The organism is Methylobacterium terrae, assembly GCF_003173755.1.
Classification (GTDB): Bacteria; Pseudomonadota; Alphaproteobacteria; order Rhizobiales; family Beijerinckiaceae; genus Methylobacterium; species Methylobacterium terrae.
In genome coordinates this window covers 1695937-1713416 of the sequence record NZ_CP029553.1, presented here as the reverse complement: position 1 = coordinate 1713416, position 17480 = coordinate 1695937, and the positions used below count along the sequence as shown (strand labels likewise).

The 17480-nt window shown below is 73.3% G+C and carries 10 protein-coding genes and 1 pseudogene; 4 read left to right on the top strand and 7 right to left on the bottom strand.

Translation table 11 applies throughout. The features are described from left to right. Positions 1–17: 17 nt before the first annotated feature. The 6 genes and pseudogenes from DK419_RS07680 to DK419_RS07655 form a co-directional block, all read right to left on the bottom strand. Positions 18–497, bottom strand: coding sequence for a nucleoside deaminase (locus DK419_RS07680; protein WP_109958560.1), 480 nt, complete (start codon positions 495–497; stop codon positions 18–20). A gap of 112 nt (positions 498–609) precedes the next feature. Continuing rightward, a pseudogene (locus DK419_RS07675) lies at positions 610–1083 on the bottom strand (VOC family protein). 24 nt (positions 1084–1107) lie between these two features. Further along, positions 1108–1617: an SRPBCC family protein gene (locus DK419_RS07670; RefSeq protein WP_425352641.1), complete on the bottom strand. Its 510-nt coding sequence runs from the start codon at positions 1615–1617 to the stop codon at positions 1108–1110. A 10-nt stretch (positions 1618–1627) separates the two neighbouring features. Beyond that, the gene (locus tag DK419_RS07665) at positions 1628–2050 is read right to left on the bottom strand and encodes a VOC family protein (protein ID WP_109958559.1); all 423 of its coding nucleotides are present in this window, start codon (positions 2048–2050) and stop codon (positions 1628–1630) included. A 216-nt stretch (positions 2051–2266) separates the two neighbouring features. Next, positions 2267–3613 carry a methyl-accepting chemotaxis protein gene (locus DK419_RS07660; RefSeq protein ID WP_245442867.1) on the bottom strand — a complete coding sequence of 449 codons (1347 nt, stop codon included), beginning with the start codon at positions 3611–3613 and terminating at the stop codon, positions 2267–2269. Between the two features lie 349 nt (positions 3614–3962). Further along, the gene (locus DK419_RS07655; RefSeq protein ID WP_109958557.1) at positions 3963–7268 is read right to left on the bottom strand and encodes an Rne/Rng family ribonuclease; all 3306 of its coding nucleotides are present in this window, start codon (positions 7266–7268) and stop codon (positions 3963–3965) included. A 796-nt stretch (positions 7269–8064) separates the two neighbouring features. Between DK419_RS07655 and DK419_RS07650 the strand changes: the two genes are divergently transcribed. The 3 genes from DK419_RS07650 (at position 8065) to prfB (ending at position 13404) form a co-directional block, all read left to right on the top strand. Continuing rightward, entirely contained in the window at positions 8065–9492 is a 1428-nt protein-coding gene (locus DK419_RS07650; protein ID WP_245442866.1) for an N-acetylmuramoyl-L-alanine amidase, read from the top strand. A gap of 203 nt (positions 9493–9695) precedes the next feature. Further along, positions 9696–12122: a penicillin-binding protein 1A gene (locus DK419_RS07645; RefSeq protein ID WP_109958556.1), complete on the top strand. Its 2427-nt coding sequence runs from the start codon at positions 9696–9698 to the stop codon at positions 12120–12122. 153 nt (positions 12123–12275) lie between these two features. Continuing rightward, positions 12276–13404, top strand: a protein-coding gene (gene prfB, locus DK419_RS07640) for a peptide chain release factor 2 (protein WP_109958555.1) whose coding sequence is annotated in 2 segments (ribosomal slippage) — positions 12276–12344 and positions 12346–13404 — 1128 coding nt in all. Because the reading frame shifts where the segments join, the coding sequence is not laid out codon by codon here. Between the two features lie 211 nt (positions 13405–13615). On the opposite strand, the gene DK419_RS07635 is transcribed toward prfB, so the two are convergent. After that, positions 13616–15985, bottom strand: coding sequence for a caspase family protein (locus DK419_RS07635; RefSeq protein ID WP_109958554.1), 2370 nt, complete (start codon positions 15983–15985; stop codon positions 13616–13618). Between the two features lie 188 nt (positions 15986–16173). Between DK419_RS07635 and DK419_RS07630 the strand changes: the two genes are divergently transcribed. After that, positions 16174–17424: a NupC/NupG family nucleoside CNT transporter gene (locus DK419_RS07630; protein WP_109958553.1), complete on the top strand. Its 1251-nt coding sequence runs from the start codon at positions 16174–16176 to the stop codon at positions 17422–17424. Positions 17425–17480 lie beyond the last annotated feature (56 nt).

The window sequence follows — 17480 nt, the reverse complement described above, 5'->3', positions numbered from 1 at the left end:
CCCCGCTTCGTCGCCCGTCAGTACGGCACCCGGTCGGCCTTGGCCTCGTAGCGCTTCCAGACCTCGATCGCCTCGGCCCGCATGATCTGGCGAATCGGGATCTTGCGCTGATCCGCGGGCTTGCGGACCTCCTCGTAGATCATGCTGTCGTCGAAGTTGCCGTGGCGGAGCGCGTCCTCGTTGGTCGAGGCGTAGAAGATCCGCGAGATGCCGGCCCAGTAGGCCGCCGCCATGCACATCGGGCAGGGTTCGGCCGAGGTGTAGAGCGTGGCGCCCGGCAGCTTGAAGCTGCCCTCCTTCCGGCACGCGTCGCGGATCGCCGCCATCTCGGCGTGCCAGGTCGGGTCGTTCTCGGCGACGACCCGGTTCGCGCCCTCGCCGATGACCGCGCCGTCGCGCACGATCACCGCCCCGAAGGCGCCGCCGGCGCTCTCGACGAGGGCGGTGTGCTCCGACAGCGCGATGGCGCGCGCCATGAAGGTCTCGTCGTCGGTCATCGGGGCTCCTCGTCGCTCGACGCTCGGTCGATCCTCGGCTTGACCTTGCGGCCGTCCGGGGAGGATGGCGCCGACGAGCGGAAAGGCAAGCCGGAGGCGAGGGCCTGCGCGCTCAGCCCGCGGCCGCTCGCTCGATCGCCGCGACGTCGAGCCGGACCATGCCCTGCATCGCCGCGAACACGCGGGCGGCGATGGCGGGGTCCGGGTCGGCGACGAGGCGCGGCAGGATCTCGGGGACGATCTGCCACGGCACGCCCCAGCGGTCGCGCAGCCAGCCGCACTGGATCTCCGCGCCGCCCTCGGCGAGCAGCCCCTGCCACAGGCGGTCGATCCCGGCCTGGTCCGGGCACGAGACCGAGATCGAGGCGGCGGTGCCGTAATCCGCCCGGGTCCCGCCGTTCAGGGCCTGGAAGCTCTGGCCGCCGAGGGTGAACTCCACCAGGATCGCGTCGCCGGGCGCGCCGCCGGGCTAGGGCCCGGGCGCGCGCAGGATCGGCCCGAGCCGCGAGCCCGGCACCAGGGCGACGTAGCGGCGCACCGCCTCGGCGTCGCGCTCGAACCACAGGCAGGTGCTGACGGTCGTCATGGTGCGCCTCCGGGATCGTGCCGGCTACGATCCGGCGGCGAGTTCGGCGAGCTGGTCGGCGCAGCGGCCCCAGCCGTCGTGGAAGCCCATCGCCTCGTGCGCGGCGCGGTCCTCCGGCGTCCAGTGCAGGAGCCGGGCGGTGTAGCGCGTGGCCTCGCCCTCCGGCTCAAAGGTGATGATGCCGGTGAAGAACGGCTTCCGCGACGGCTCCCAGGCCCGGATATAGGCGTCGGTGAAGACGATGCGGGCGTTCTCGACGAGTTCGAGGTAGACGCCCGCACTCGCGAAGGTCGCGCCGTCCGGCCCCCGCATCACGATGCGGGTGGTGCCGCCGGGCCGAAGCTCGGTCTCGGCCTCCTCGACCGTGAAGGGCCGCGGGGCGAACCACCGCTTCAGGAAAGCCGGCTCGGTCCAGGCGCGGTAGAGCGCGGCGGGGGAGGCGGAAATCAGGCGGGTGAGGACGAGCTCCCGCCCGCTCCCGCCGGCGTTCGCCGCATCGCTCATGGCCGCATCGATCTTGGCCGCATCGCTCATGGCCGGCCTCCTATCGCTGCGTCTGCTGGTTCATCGCCCAGGTCACGCCGAAGGGGTCGCGCAGCTGGCCGTAGCGGTCGCCCCAGAACATCTCGGCCGGCGGCGACACGGCGATGGCGCCCGCCTCGACGGCGCGGGCGTAGCGGGCGTCGATGTCCTCGACCATCAGGGTCAGGGTGAAGGCCTGCGGCGCCTCGAGGGCGCAGCCGTGCTCGGGAAAGGCGTCGCTCAGCATCAGCGACGAGCCGTTGACGTGCAGGTGCACGTGCGGGGTCCGGCCCTGCGGATCGGCCGGCATCGCCGCGACGATCTCGGCCCCGAAGGCCGCGACGTAGAACTCGGCCGCCTTCAGGGCCCCGTCGAGCATCAGGTAGGTGACGAGACCGCCCTGCACGGGCGCGATCGCCGGGGTTTCGGGATTCGGGTTGCTCATGCGCGTTCCTCCCGTGACGGCCCCCGGGATCCGGTCCGAACGGCCGGATTCCCTCGATCCACACCTTAGACCCTCGCGCTGATGCATCGACACGTCGATGCATCAGCGTTCGGCGCACGGGCGCCGGCGCCCGGTCGGGCTTGCCCGGCACCGTCGAACGAGCCCGTTCGACGGTGCTGCGGTACGAGACCCGCGACGCTGGGCCGCGGACCGCCCTCAGCGCGCCGTGATCTCGCCGGCCACGGCGACCATCGTCTTGGCGGCGGCCTCGAAGGCCTGGAAGGCCGGGATCGCCTTGTCCCAGGCGCTCGCCCCCAGGGCGTCGGCCATCGCGGCGGCCTGGCGCCGGGCCTCGGTGCTCGCCGCGAGCAGCCGGGCGGCGGCGGGATCGGTGGACTCGACGCCCAGTTCGGCCGCCGTGCCGGCGCCGAAGGGCGGGACGGCCGCGGTCACGGGCCCGAGCCCGACCAGGGCCGCCGCGAGGCGGCGCTTCCAGACCCCGACATCGGCGGGCAGGCGCACGAGCGGATAGGCCGGCAGGTCCCGGGCCGCGCCGGTCTCGAGGGCGGCTTGCGCCGCCGTCTCGGCCCGCACCAGGATCGTCATCAGGCCGTCGATCTCCTCCCGGGTCTTCTGCGCCTTGCTGGCGACCTGCTGCACGCCGGCGGAGATCTCGGCGGTCGCCGATTCCTGCTGGCCGAGCACCTCGGCGAGCGCCCGGATGCCCTCTGCCGAGCGGGCGACGGCCTCGCCCTCCTGCGCCACGCGGGCCTCGACGCGGGCGACCGCGGCGGTGCCGTCCGCCACCGCGTTTCGGCTCTCGACCACGGCGTCCTGGATCGCCGCGAGCTCCTGCAGCAGCACCGCCAGGCGGCCGCGGATCTGCTCGGTCGCGCGCGCGGTCTGGCCCGAGAGCTGTTTGACCTCCGCCGCCACGACGGCGAAGCCGCGTCCCGCCTCGCCGGCGCGCGCCGCCTCGATCGTCGCGTTGAGCGCCAGGAGGTTGGTCTGGCTCGAGATCGCCTCGATCGTGCCGGCCATCTCCTGGATCTGCAGCGCCGCGCCCTCGAAGCCGGTCAGGCGCTGCTCGATCTGCCCGGCATGGGTCTCGATCGCCGCCATGGTACGGCTCGCCTCGCGCATGTCCGCCGCGCAGGCCGCGATGCCGCCGCTCGCCTTCTCGGCCGCGTCGGCGCTCGCCTGCGAGCGGCCGGCGAGCTCCCGGGTCGAGGCTGCGACCTCCTCCACCGCCGCCGCCATGGCGCGGGTCTGCCCGGCGATCTCGCCGGCATCGTGGGTCATCCAGCCGAGGACCGTCGCGCCCTCCGAGGCGTCCGCGGCGACCCGGGCGGTGCTGGCGAGGTCCGCGGCAGCGCTGCCACGCATCTGGCCGAGGATGCGTCCCAGGGCGCTCGCGAGCGGCCCGCTCCCCAGTTGCGCTCCGGCCGTGCCCGCCTGGTCGACGATGACGGCGAGGCGGCCCTCGACCATCTCGGGCGTCTCGACGGGGGCGGGCGGAGGGAGGCGACGGGACAGGAACATGGTGAAGGCTCGGGCAGGCATCAGGACGATTTCCCGCGCATCCCGTATCGGTTCCGTTAACGGCGCCCCGGATCCCGCATCTAGCGCGTTACATGCCGCAGGGTCAGTGTCGCCGACACAACGGCGGTCCGACACGCCGTCATTCGCGACAGCTTCACTGGACTTGTACCGTGGCGCCTCGCCGGCGCTGCGGCGTCGTCGAGAGGCCCGGCGCATCGGCACCTTGTGGCCTGTTTCGTTCGAGCCTGTTTCGGGCTCGGAAAGCGCGGGGGCCGTGAACGAGCCGGGCCGCGCTCCCGTCGAAGCGCGGCCCGGGTTCTCTACCATCATGTCGTCGGCGAGACGGGCCTGACGCCCGTCCCGGACCCGCTCACTCGCCGCCGATCGCCGCCTTGGTGCGGGACCACCAGCCGGCCCGCTTCGGGCGATCCGGATCGGGCGGGGTCAGCACGACCGCCACGGGCTCGGGCTCGGGCTCCGGCGCGGGAGCCGGCGCCTCGGCGGCGGACTCGGCACCGGGCTGCGACCCCAGGACGGATTCGGCCGGGTGGCCGGTCTCGGACGCACCGACCGGCGCCGGGGCCTCGATCGCCTCGACGGTCAGGGCCTCGCGCTCGACCGCCGGGAGGTCCGGCGCCGCGACCGGGCTGCCGACCGCCTCGGGCGCCGGTCCGGCGATCTCGTCGAGGGCGACGATCTCCTCGGCGAGGGCGTCCTGCACCAGGTCGACGCCGGCCTCGCCGGGCTCGGACCCGACCACAACCTCGTCGCCGATCGAGCCGCCGGTCTCCTCGAAGCGGTCGCGCCCGCGGCCGCCGCGGCGCCCGCGCCGACGGCGCCGGCTCAGAGCGTCCTCGCGGCTCTCGCGCTCGCCGCGGGCGGGGGCCGCCCCGTCCTCGGTGATCGGGATCGACACCGCGTCCGGGGTCGCGGCCTCGAAGGGCTCAGCAGCCTCCTCGCCCTCGCCGCCCTCGGCCTCCGACTCGTCGGAGCGCTCGCCCCGGCCCCGCCGCCGCCGGCGGCGCCGGCGGCGCTTGCCCCCGCCCTCGTCGTCGCCGCGCGGAGCCCCGTCGGCGGCCTCGGCCTCCCCGGCCTCGTCCTCACCCTCGGCATCCGCCTCGGCCTCGGCCTCGTCGGTCTCGACCGTCTCCTCGACGATCTCCTCGTCCTCATCCTCCTCCTCGAGCGGGGGCGGCAGCACCGCCTCGGCCCGGATGCTCGTCACGGGGCGCGGCTCGACCCGCTGGGCCGGCTCGCCGCGCTCGAGATGGAAGGCCGAGGTGGCGGCGAGCCGCTCGTCGGCCGAGATGATGATCGCGACGCCGAACCGCGCCTCGAGCTCGTGCAGGTGGGCGCGCTTCTGGTTGAGGATGTAGAGCGCCACCTCGGTCCGGGTGCGCAGCACCAGGTTGTGGCTGTTCGACTTGATCAAGGCCTCCTCGATCGCCCGCAGGATCAGCAGGGCCACCGAGGCGGTCGCGCGCACGAAGCCCGAGCCGCCGCAATGCGGGCAGGGCACCGAGGAGGATTCGAGCACGCCGGTGCGGATGCGCTGGCGCGACATCTCGAGCAGGCCGAACGGCGAGATCCGACCGACCTGGATGCGGGCACGGTCGTTCTTCAGGCACTCGTTCAGCTTCTTCTCGACGGCGCGGTTGTTCCGCTTCTCCTCCATGTCGATGAAGTCGATGACGATCAGCCCGGCGAGGTCGCGCAGGCGCAGCTGGCGCGCCACCTCCTCGGCGGCCTCCAGGTTCGTCTTGAGCGCGGTGTCCTCGATGTCGTGCTCGCGGGTCGCCCGCCCCGAGTTCACGTCGATCGAGACCAGGGCCTCGGTCGGGTTGATGACGAGGTAGCCGCCCGAGCGCAGGGAGACGTGGTTGGAGAACATCGCGTCGAGCTGCTGCTCGATCCCGAAGCGGGCGAAGACCGGCGTCGGGTCGCGGTAGGGCTTCACCACCTTCGACTGCGTCGGCATCAGCATCCGCATGAAGTCCTTGGCCTCGCGGTAGGCGTCCTCGCCCGCGACCAGAACCTCGTCGATGTCCTTGTTGTAGAGGTCGCGGATGGCGCGCTTGATCAGCGAGCCCTCCTCGTAGACGAGCGCCGGCGCCGAGGAGGTCAGCGTCAGCTCGCGCACGCTCTCCCACAGCCGCATCAGGTACTCGAAGTCGCGCTTGATCTCCGGCTTGGTGCGCGAGGCGCCGGCCGTGCGCAGGATGACGCCCATCCCATCGGGCACCTCGAGGTCGGTGGCGATCTCCTTCAGGCGCTTGCGGTCGGCCGCGCTGGTGATCTTGCGCGAGATGCCGCCGCCCCGACCGGTATTGGGCATCAGCACCGAGTAGCGGCCGGCGAGCGACAGGTAGGTGGTGAGCGCCGCGCCTTTGGTGCCGCGCTCCTCCTTGACGACCTGGACCAGGATGACCTGCCGGCGCTTGATCACCTCCTGGATCTTGTAGTGCCGGCGCGGGGTGCGGGGCCGCTCGGGGATCTCGGCGAGCGCGTCGCCGCGGCCGCCGACCTGCTCGACGACCGCCTCCTCGTGATCCTCGTCGTCCTCGTCGTCTTCCCCGTCGTCCTCGTCCTCGTCCTCGTCGTCCTCCTCGTCCGAGTCGTCCTCATCGTCGTCCTCGTCCTCGTCGTCCGACTCGGCGACGGCCTCGTCCGCATCGACCGGTTGCGAGGCGGCGACGGGCTGAGGCAGCACGACCTCGTCCGTCGTCTCGCCGGCGGGAATCTCAGCGGCGGGAAGCTCGGCGGCGTGAACCTCGGGGGCGTCGGCCGCCGGCGCCTCGGCCTCGGGGGCGGCGTCGGTGGTCTCGACCGGCGCGGGCTCGGCCGACACCGCGGCGGCGATCTCCACCGGTGTCTCCGGCGCGATCTCAGTCACGCTCTCCTGCGACGGGGCGGGCTCGCCGGCAGGAGCCTCGGCGGCGGGAGCTTCGCCGGCACGGCCCTGCGCGGCGTGAACCTCGGCATGGGTCTCGCCCGCGTCCGGGGCGGTCTCCCGTGCAGGCACCTCGGCGCCGTCCTGGGTCCCGGCCGACGCGGTCTCCTGCGCCGGGTGCTCGCCGCCCTCGGGCTCGAAGCCCTCCGGCCGCGGGGCCTCCTGCACGAACGTCTCCTGCCCGACCGTCTCCCCGGGATGCGCGTCCTGCCACGCACTCGCCTCGGCTCCGGATTCCGCATCGGAGGCGCGCGCGTCGACTCCCTGCACGTCCTCGGCGGGGGCGCTCACCACGGCGTCGGACGGGCGCGACGAGGCCTCGGCCCGGCGGCCGCGCCGGCGCCGGCGCCGCGGCTGGTCGCCGCGCTCCTGGCGCTCGCCGCGTTCCTGGCGCTCGCTGCGTTCCTGCCGCTCGGGGCGCTCCTCGTGCTCGCGCTCGGCCCGGGCCTCCTCCTCGAGGAGCGCCATCCGGTCCGCGATCGGGATCTGGTAGTAGTCGGGATGGATCTCGCTGAAGGCGAGGAAGCCGTGGCGGTTGCCCCCGTACTCGACGAAGGCGGCCTGCAGCGACGGCTCGACCCGCGTGACCTTGGCGAGATAGATGTTGCCCCGCAGCTGGCGGCGGCTAGCGGATTCGAAGTCGAATTCCTCGACCTTGGAACCCTTGACCGTCACCACCCGGGTCTCTTCCGGGTGGGCGGCATCGATGAGCATCTTGTTGGCCATGACGAACTTTCGGCATGGCGACAGACGGCAGCGCCGCTGGACGGGGCCATCCGGGAACGGACCGCGAGGATGGGGACCTCGGCGATCCTGGCCGTGCGCGGGAGGACGAGCCTCCGTAGTCCGGTGCCGCCCCGGGCGCGGAAACCTGCGCCGGGAGGGCTCTCCCATGCCGTGCCCGGTCGGGCGCGGCGGATGATGTCGTGCGGGGGATGCCGTCAATCGCCGCTGCGCGCATCCACGCGCGCGAGGGGTTGACGAGGGCCGGGGGCAGGGGGCGCGGACGGGCGCGACGCCGGATGCGCGCGCCCGGGGCAGCAGCTTCGAGAGCCGAGGCTGTGCGTCCGCGCATACTCCCACCGACCTTTCGAATCGAGGCGCCGGGACGCTGAGGTCCGGCCGCCGGTGAAAAACGGGCGACGACGTTCGCGAACGCCGCCGCGGATCCAGAGACACCTGCCCGGCTCGCGAGATCGTCGGACGATCCGCCTGCGGCCGGCCAGCGCCGATGCCGCTGCGGGAGCGCCCGGGCGAGCCCGTGGTCCGCGGCGAGAAGCCGGCGGCAACGGGCAGGGGTCATCATCATTACAGAGTGTCCGGAGGAATTTGCAAGCACCAACGCGGCGATGGGCCGGGGAGCGGGGCCGAGCGGCGGCGATCCCCCGGGGATTCCCCGGGGATCCCCGCTGTACCCGCGCGGCCACAGCCGGGCGCCGGCGATCCGAAGGCCTTCGCGATGCGTTAACCATGACGCGGTTATCGCGTAACGGGGATGCCGCCTTCAGGTCGCCGCGAGACCATGCCGACACGACGCGCAAATCCGATCCGCCTGCCGCTCCGCGCTGCCCTCCTGGCCGCGGGCCTCGTCCTGCCCGCCGCCCTGCCGGCCGCCGGCCTCGCCGCGCCGGTGGCGGGCTCCGGCGCCCAAGAGCGCCAGACGTCCGAGCGCCAGACGTCCGAGCGCCAGACCTCCGAGCGCCAAGCCCCGGAGCGTTCGGCCGCGGAGCGCCCCGCGGTGGCGATCGCCGCCGAGACGAGCGCCGTCCCGGAGGGCGGCACCCGCCTGACCGTGGTGCTGTCGCGGCCCGTCGAGGCCCGGGCCTTCGTGATGGAGCGGCCCGACCGGGCGATCGTCGACCTGCCCGAGGTCAACTTCCAACTGCCGCCCGAGGCTGGCCGCAAGCGCGACGGCCTCGTCGCCTCCTACCGCTACGGACTGTTCGCCCCCGGGCGCTCGCGCATCGTCATCGACCTCGCCCAGGCCGCCACGGTGGCGCGGGTCGCCACCACCACCCGGCCGCGGGACGGGGCGACCCTGCTCACCATCGATCTCGCCCGCAGCGACCGTGAGGCCTTCCGGCGCGCTGCCCAGCCGCCGGAGCCCGCCCGCGCGGCGGGCCCGCCGTCCCGGGATCCGGGTGATTCGCGTCCCCTCGTCATCGTGGATGCCGGCCATGGCGGCATCGATCCTGGTGCCATCGCGGGCAACGGCGTCTACGAGAAGGACATCGTGTTCGGGGTCGCCCAGGGGCTGGTGCAGCGCCTCGAGGCCGGCGGCCGGATCCGGGTTCAGATGACCCGCGACCGCGACGTGTTCGTGCCTCTGGCCGAGCGGGTGCGCATCGCCCGCGACGCGAGGGCCGACCTGTTCGTGTCGATCCACGCCGATTCGATCTCGGCCGCCCCCCAGGTGCGCGGCGCCACCATCTATACCGGCTCCGAGAAGGCGACCGACGCCGAGTCGGCCCGGCTCGCCGACCGCGAGAACAAGGCGGATGCCGCCGCCGGCGCCGACCAGGGCGAGGGTCCGAGCGACGTCGCCGACATCCTGCACGAGCTGACCCTGCGCGAGACCCGCGGCTTCTCGGCCCGGTTCGCCAAGGGGCTGTTCGGCCGCCTCTCGGGCGTGATGGAGATGAGCGTGAAGCCCCACCGCGAGGCGGGCTTCCGGGTGCTGCGCTCGCCCGACGTGCCCTCGGTGCTGGTCGAACTCGGCTACCTGTCGAGCAAGCGCGACCTCGACCTGCTGCTCTCCGACGAGTGGCGCGGCAACGTCACCGCCCAGATGGCCGGCGCCATCGAGGCGTTCTTCGCCGCCCGCCTGCCGCCGGCCGCCACCGCCCGCGCGGCGGAGGCGCCCCGGATCGGCAAGGCGGCCCAGATCTCTCCCACCCAGATCACCCAGGGTCAGGGCGCGCCGGGCGGACCCGCCCCAGTTTCACCATAGATCCCGTGTCGATAGGGACCCGTCGGCCCCTCGCTGTCCTGGATTTCGCGGTCCTCCTCCGCTAAGCGCGGGAGCGGTTCGCGCGTCGTCGTGACGGTCGCGTTCTCGTGAGGAGCCGTGCCCGGGCGTGGCCTCCGCCACCAGTCTCGGGCTACACGTCAGGCCCTGAGGGCCGCGCGGCATCATCGACGGATCGGGTTTCGATGCGCTTCATCCTCCGCTTCTTCGGCTTCCTGTTCAGCATCGGTGCGATGGCGGTCGTCGTCGGCGCCGCGGCGGGCGGCTACTTCTTCTGGAAGTACTCGCGCGACCTGCCCGACCACGCGGCGCTCGCCAATTACGAGCCGCCGGTGATGACCCGCGTCCACGCCGCCGACGGCAGCCTGCTCGCCGAGTACGCCCGCGAGCGCCGGCTCTACCTGCCGATCCAGGCGATGCCGAAGATCGTCGTCGCGGCCTTCCTGTCGGCCGAGGACAAGAACTTCTACAAGCACAACGGCATCGATCCCGAGGGCGTCGTCCGGGCGATCGTGACCAACGCGTCGAGCGGCAAGAAGCAGGGCGCCTCGACCATCACCCAGCAGGTCGCCAAGAACTTCCTGCTCTCCTCCGAGCAGACCTTCGACCGCAAGATCCGCGAGGCGCTGATCGCCCTGCGCATCGAGTCGACCTACTCGAAGGACAAGATCCTCGAGCTCTACCTCAACGAGATCTTCCTCGGCACGATCGTGCCGGGCCGCAACCTGCACGGCATCGCGGCCGCCGCGCTCGACTATTTCGGCAAGTCGGTGCACGAGCTGACGATCCACGAGGCGGCCTACCTGGCGGCCCTGCCGAAGGGCCCGAACAACTACCATCCCTACCGCCGCACCCAGCAGGCGCTGGCGCGCCGCAACGAGATCATCGGCCTGATGGCCCAGAACGGGTACATCACCAAGGAGGAGGCCGAATCGGAGCGCAAGCTGCCGCTCGGCGTCAACCCGCGCAGCGTCTCGCCGAACACCGCCAACGCGAACTACTTCGCCGAGGAGGTCCGCCGCGAGATCTCCGAGCGCTACGGCGAGAAGAAGCTCTACGAGGGCGGCCTGTCGGTGCGCACCACCCTCGACCCGAAGATGCAGGTGATGGCCCGCAAGGCGCTGGTCGACGGCCTCGTGCGCTACGACCAGGCCCGCGGCTGGCGCGGGCCGAAGAGCCGGGTCGAGCTCGCCGGCCGCGACTGGGGCATGGCGGTGGCCGAGGTGCCGGCGCTCGGCGACGTGCAGCCCTGGCGGCTCGCGGTGGTGCTCGACACCTCGGGCGGCCGCGCCACGATCGGCCTGCAGCCGAAGCGCGAGAGCTCGGGGCAGGTCTCGAAGGACCGCGACACCGGAACCATCACGGCGGAAGGCGTGCGCTGGACCGGCCGCAGCGTCGCGGCGGCGCTCAACCCGGGCGACGTGGTCTACGTCGAGCGGATGGAGGGCGCCGGCACCGCCTACCGCCTGCGGCAGATCCCGGAGGTCTCCGGCGCCATCGTGGCCATGGATCCCTATACCGGCCGCGTCCACGCGATGGTCGGCGGCTTCTCCTACGACGAGAGCGAGTTCAACCGCGCCACCCAGGCGATGCGCCAGCCGGGCTCGTCGTTCAAGCCGATCGTCTACTCGGCGGCGCTCGACAACGGCTACACCCCGTCCTCGATCGTGCTCGACACGCCGATCACCATCGAGGCGGGTCCCGGCCAGGAGGCCTGGTCGCCCTCGAACTACGACGGCAAGTCCGGCGGTCCCCACACCCTGCGCTACGGCATCGAGCACTCGAAGAACCTGATGACGGTGCGGCTCGCCAAGGATGTCGGCATGCCGCTGATCGCCGAGTACGCCCGCCGCTTCGGCGTCTACGACGACATGCTCCCCGTGCTGCCGATGTCGCTCGGCGCCGGCGAGACCACCGTGATGCGGATGGTCACCGCCTACTCGATGCTCGACAACGGCGGCCGGCGCATCCGCCCGACCCTGATCGACCGGATCCAGGACCGCAACGGCGAGACCATCTACCGCCACGACACCCGCAAGTGCATCGGCTGCGACGCGGACAAGTGGTCGGGCCAGGACGAGCCGAAGCTCGTCGACGAGTCCGAGCAGGTCCTCGACCCGCTCACCGCCTACCAGATCGTCTCGATCATGGAGGGCGTGGTCCAGCGCGGCACCGCCACCATCCTGAAGGAGATCGGCAAGCCGCTCGCCGGCAAGACCGGCACCACCAACGACGCCAAGGACGCCTGGTTCGTCGGCTTCTCGCCGGACCTCGCGGTCGGCATCTACATCGGCTACGACAAGCCCCGCTCGCTCGGCGACCGCGCCACCGGCGGCGGCCTCGCCGCCCCGGTCGCCCGCGACTTCCTCAAGGCCGCCCTGAAGGACAAGCCGCCGACGCCGTTCCGCGTCCCCCCGGGCATCAAGCTGATCCGCGTCAACGCCGCCAGCGGCACCCGCGCCGGCGGCTCGGAGGGGGGCCTCCTCGAGGCGTTCAAGCCCGGCACCGCCCCGCCGGACAGCTACTCGGCCCCGCCGAGCGCCCAGCCGGCGGCACCGGGCGCGGTGCCCCCGGACGCGGACCGGGCGGCGCAGGCGGGCGGGCTGTACTGAGGGTCATCGAAGGGCGGGGCGCCGGCAGGTGCCCCGCCCTTCGCTCGCCTGACGATCGCATCGGAGCGGACCGCGGTCCCTCGATCCGTTTACACCCGCCGCCCCCGGCGCTATCACCCTGCACCCCACCTCACGCGAGTGAACCCACACCAGATGCGCGCCGAGATCGAGCAACTCTCGGATGCCGCCAAGCAGTCGATCGGACTGCTGAGGAGGCATCTTTGACTGGGATACCGTTGACAAGCGCCTCGCGGAGCTGAACGCCCGCTCCGAGGATCCCTCGCTCTGGAACGATCCGGAGGAGGCCCAGAAGGTCATGCGCGAGCGCACCCAGCTCGACGACGCCGCGACGGCGATCCGGCGCCTGGAGCAGGGGCTGGAGGACGGCGCGACGCTGATCGAGCTCGGCGAGATGGAGAGCGACGCCGCGAGCATCCGCGAGGGCGAGGAGCAGATCCGCGCCGTGCAGGTCGAGGCCGCGCGCCGCCAGATCGAGACCCTGCTCTCGGGCGAGGCCGACGGCAACGACACCTATCTCGAGGTCCATGCCGGCGCCGGCGGCACCGAGAGCCAGGACTGGGCCAACATGCTCCAGCGCATGTACGCCCGCTGGGCCGAGCGCCGGAAGTACAAGGTCGACATCGTCGAGTGGTCGGACGGCGAGGAGGCCGGGATCAAGGGCGCCACGCTCCTGATCAAGGGCCACAACGCCTATGGCTGGCTGAAGACCGAATCGGGCGTCCACCGCCTGGTGCGGATCTCTCCCTACGATTCCAACGCCCGGCGGCACACCAGCTTCGCCAGCGTCTGGGTCTATCCGGTCATCGACGACCGGATCACGATCGAGATCAAGGAATCGGATTGCCGGATCGACACCTACCGGTCGTCGGGCGCGGGCGGCCAGCACGTCAACACCACCGATTCGGCGGTGCGCATCACCCACAACCCGACCGGGATCGTGGTGGCCTGCCAGCAGGAGCGCTCGCAGCACAAGAACCGGGCCACCGCCTGGAACATGCTGCGCGCCCGCCTCTACGAGCTCGAGCTGAAGAAGCGCGAGGAGAAGGCCAACGCCGAGGCGGCCTCGAAGACCGACATCGGCTGGGGCCACCAGATCCGCTCCTACGTGCTCCAGCCCTACCAGCTGGTGAAGGACCTGCGCACCGGCGCCACCTCGACCAGCCCCGACGACGTCCTCGACGGCGACATCGACGACCTGATCGAGGCGTCGCTGGCGCATCGGGTCTATGGCGGGGCCGACGCGGTCGAGGACATCGACTGAGGGCTTCTCGCCGTCTCGGACGACAACGGGGCGCGGCGCTTCCTCCGGATGGGGGAGGGGCCGCGCCCCGTCTCGTTTCGACGAGCCGCGATCCTGCGCGGTCGTCCCGACGCGGCTGCAACCCTCACCGTCATCCGGGGGCTCGCCGCAGGCGAGAACCTGGGAATGACGGTGAGGTTTCAGTTCCGTCGCGTGATCGACGGATCCCCTCCTACCGGCACGGCGGCCCGCCCGGATGGCCGCAACCATGGCCCGGCGGCGCGTGGGGGGCCGGGCGCGGCGCGCCTTGCGGCGGGTGCGGCGGCATCGGCTGGGGCCGCGGCGCCATCATCTGCGGCTGGCGCATCGCCTGCGCCTGCTGGCGCCGCATCGCGTCCTGCATCTGCTGCTGCTGGCGCTGCATCATCTGCTGCGCCTCGAAGCGCTGGCGGCCCTGAGCCTGCTGCGCCTGCAGGGCCTGCTGCCGCTGCACCGCCTGCTGGCGCACGGCCTGCTCCATCCGCATCCGCTGCAACCCGTCATCCGGCCGAGGCGCGCGGGCGGGCGTGGCCAGGCGGGGTGCCGGAGTGGAAGGCGGCATCGCCGGTCGCGGCGCCTGCGCGGGGGCGACCATCCGCGGCGGCTGCACGGGGCGCGACGGGGTGAGGGGGGGCCGCACGCCTTGGGGCTGGAGTCCTTGGGGCTGCAGTCCTTGGGGCTGCGGCCCGCCCGAGACCGATCCTTGCGGCGGGTGGGCGGCGGCGGCCCCCTGCGTCACCGGTCGGCCCGCGGCCGCGGGCGGCCCCGCGGGTCGCGCGGCAACCGGCGGGATCTGGCCGAGCCCGGCGGGTCGGGGCATGCCGGGGCGTCCGGCGACCGCCGGCAGCGGGGTGCCGCCTGCGCCGGGCAGCGCTTGTGCGGGGTTCGGGCGCGGCCCGCCCGGCGCCTGGGACGGGATCTGCCCGGGCAGGCTCGGCCGCAGGGCGGCGCCGGGATCAGGGCTCGCCGGGCCGTTCGGGCGCGGGATCTGGCCCGGCGCGCCCTGCGGATCCGGGCGCGGGGCGGTCCTCCGGGCGAGGGCCGGCGGCAGGGCGACGCGCGCCGCGGCAGCGCCGAGCGCCGCCCCCGCGACGGCGCCGACGACCGGCGCCCCGAGGCGCGCCGTCCCCGGCCGTGCCGGCTCGGGACCGTGCTCGCGCGGGACCGTGACGGTGGTGACGTGCAGGTTCTGGAACAGCGCCGGGTTCGGCGGCGGCACCACGGCCGGCGGCGCCACCACGTAGGTCGGGACCGGGACGTAGATCGGCACCGGCAGCACGTAGGTCTCGGCCGGCGGCGGGGGCGGGGCGAGCTCCACCAGCACGGTCGGCCGCGGCGGCAGGAAGGCGACGGGCGGCGGCGGCAGGGCGTAGGCCGGGTCGTCGAGGAAGAGCGCCGGCCGCTCGACGTAGATCGCCTCCTCGGGCGGGGGCGGCGGAACGTCGTAGGCGAGCATCCGGTAACCCGGCGGCGGCGCGAAGGCGGCGGCGAGCGCCGTGAGGCGCCGGCGGGCATCCCAGGCATGCGGCCCGCGGGGATAGCGGGCGAGGTAGGACCAGTAGGCCTCGGGCGAATCGGCGAGGGCGCTGCGCCGCCAGGTCAGGGCCTCGCGCCGGGCCGCGATGATCGCCCGCACGCGCTTGGCCAGCGGGTCGCGGGGATAGGCGGCGACGAACTCCTCGTAGGCCGGCAGGGTGTCGCGGCCGAGGCAGGCGGCGTAGGCCTCCCGCGCCCCGATCTCGCCGAGCGGCTTTGCCGGCGGCGCGAAGCCGGCGAGCGACGGCGCGCCGGCCTCCCGCTCCAGGAACACGAACGGCGCCTCGATGCGCGAGCCGCTCCACGGCACCTCGCCCCCGCGGGTCACCTCGGCCACCCGCAGGCGCACCCGCTCGAACAGGGCGGCGGGCGCCAGTCCCCCCTCGCGGATCATCTCGACGAGGGCGAGCGCGTAGGCGCCGTAGGGCCCGGTCTCGGCCGGGCCGACGGTGCCGGGCGCGGCATTGTACGCGATCAGGCTGCCGGGATCGGCCTCGACGAGCGGCAGGCCGCCGGCCAGCGGATCGCCCGCTAAGCGGAACGGCGCGGCCCGGGCGGCGTCGAGCACCACGAACCGGGCCTTGAGCGGCAGGGCGGCGAGGCGCTTGACGTAGTCCGAGACCCTGAGCGCCCGGAGCGGCACGTCGGAGGCGGTCTCGATCCGGGCATCGACCGGCGCGAAATAGGCCTCGTTCTCGAGCTGCAACCCGTAGCCGGCGAGGTAGACGAAGGCCACCGCGTCCGGCCCCGCCGCCGCGGCCTTGTCGGTGAAGTCGCGCAGGGACCGGCGCAGCGCGTCCTCGTCGAGGTCGCGGGCGCCGACGACGTCGAACCCCGCCGCCTGGAGCGTCTGGGCGACGAGGCCGGCATCGTTGGCGGCGGTCGGGATCGGCCCGGCCGCGTAGGCGCCGTTGCCGACCACGAGGGCGATCCGCCGTTCGGCCGGGGCCGCCGCTGCGGGGAGGGCGGTCGCGACGAGGCCGGCCAGCGCCGCGAGAGCAAGGATGACGTGTCGGAGCGGCGGCATGGCGGTGCCCTCCCGTGGCTGACGACCGGGGTCGCGCGCCCCGGTTCCGCACCGGATCGCCGCTCATCCGGGCATCACGATGGCGGGCCCCATCACGAACCGTCGCGCTTGAACCGACACTGAACGATGCGGCATCAGGCTTGCTGGGACCTGCCGATGGGGAAGGCCCGCCGATCGGGGAGAACGTGATGCCGGACCGCCTGCTCCACGCCAGTGCCAGCATCGCGGTGCTGATCGCGGTCGCGGTCCTGTTCTCGACCAACCGCCGGGCGATCCGGCCGCGGGTGGTCCTGTCGGCGCTCGCCGTCCAGATCGGGCTCGGCGCCCTGGTGCTGTTCTGGCCGGCGGGCCGCGCGGCCCTGAGCGCCGTCGCCGACGCGGTGCAGGCGGTCCTGTCCTACGGCGACAAGGGCGTGGCGTTCCTGTTCGGCGGCCTCGTCGAGCCGAAGATGTTCGAGTTGTTCGGCGGCGGCGGCTTCGTGCTGGCACTCAGGGTGCTGCCGCAGATCATCTACGTCTCGGCGCTGATCGCGGTCCTGTACCACGTCGGCGTGATGCAGGCGCTCGCCCGGGGCTTAGGGGCGGCGTTGCAGCGGGTGCTCGGGACCTCGCGGATCGAGACGTTCTCGGCGGTCATCACCATCTTCATCGGCCAGAGCGAGATCGCGGTGGCGCTCCGTCCGTTCCTGGCGCTGCTGACCGGGGCCGAGCTGTTCGCCGTGATGACGAGCGGGGCGGCCTCCACCGCCGGCTCGATCCTCGCCGGCTACGCCGCGCTCGGCGTGCCGATGCCGTATCTCCTCGCCGCCTCGTTCATGGCGATCCCCGGCGGGCTCCTCTACGCCAAGATCCTGGTGCCCTCGACCGAGCCGAGCCGGGTCACGACGATGCGGGTCACGTTCGGCGAGACCCGGGCGGTCAACGTGATCGAGGCCGCCGCCGACGGCACCCAGAAGGGCCTCGCCGTGGCGGTGGCGGTCGGCGCGATGCTGATCGCCTTCGTGGGGCTGATCGCCCTCGTCGACGGGATCGTGGCCCATGCCGGCGGCCTCGTGGGCGCGCCCGGCGCCTCGATCGAGGGTGCCCTCGGCCTCGCCCTGGCGCCGCTCGCCTGGCTTCTCGGCGTGCCGTGGGACCAGGCGACGCTGGTGGGCGGCGCCATCGGCCAGAAGCTCGCCTTCAACGAGTTCCTGGCCTACGCCAACCTCTCGCCGGTGCTGAAGAGCGGCGAGCTCGGGGCCCGCACCACCGCGATCCTGTGCTTTGCCCTGTGCGGCTTCGCCAACCTGGCGTCGATCGCGATCCAGCTCGCGAGCTTCGGCAGCCTCGTGCCCGAGCGCCGTTCGGAGGTGGCGGCCTACGGCCTGCGGGCGATCCTCGCCGGGACGCTGTCGAACCTGACGAGTGCGGCCATCGCCGGGGTGTTCATCGGGGCGTGAGCCCCTTCGAGGCCTCCGCTTCGCTTCGGCGCCTCAGGATGACGTCGCAGGTGGAA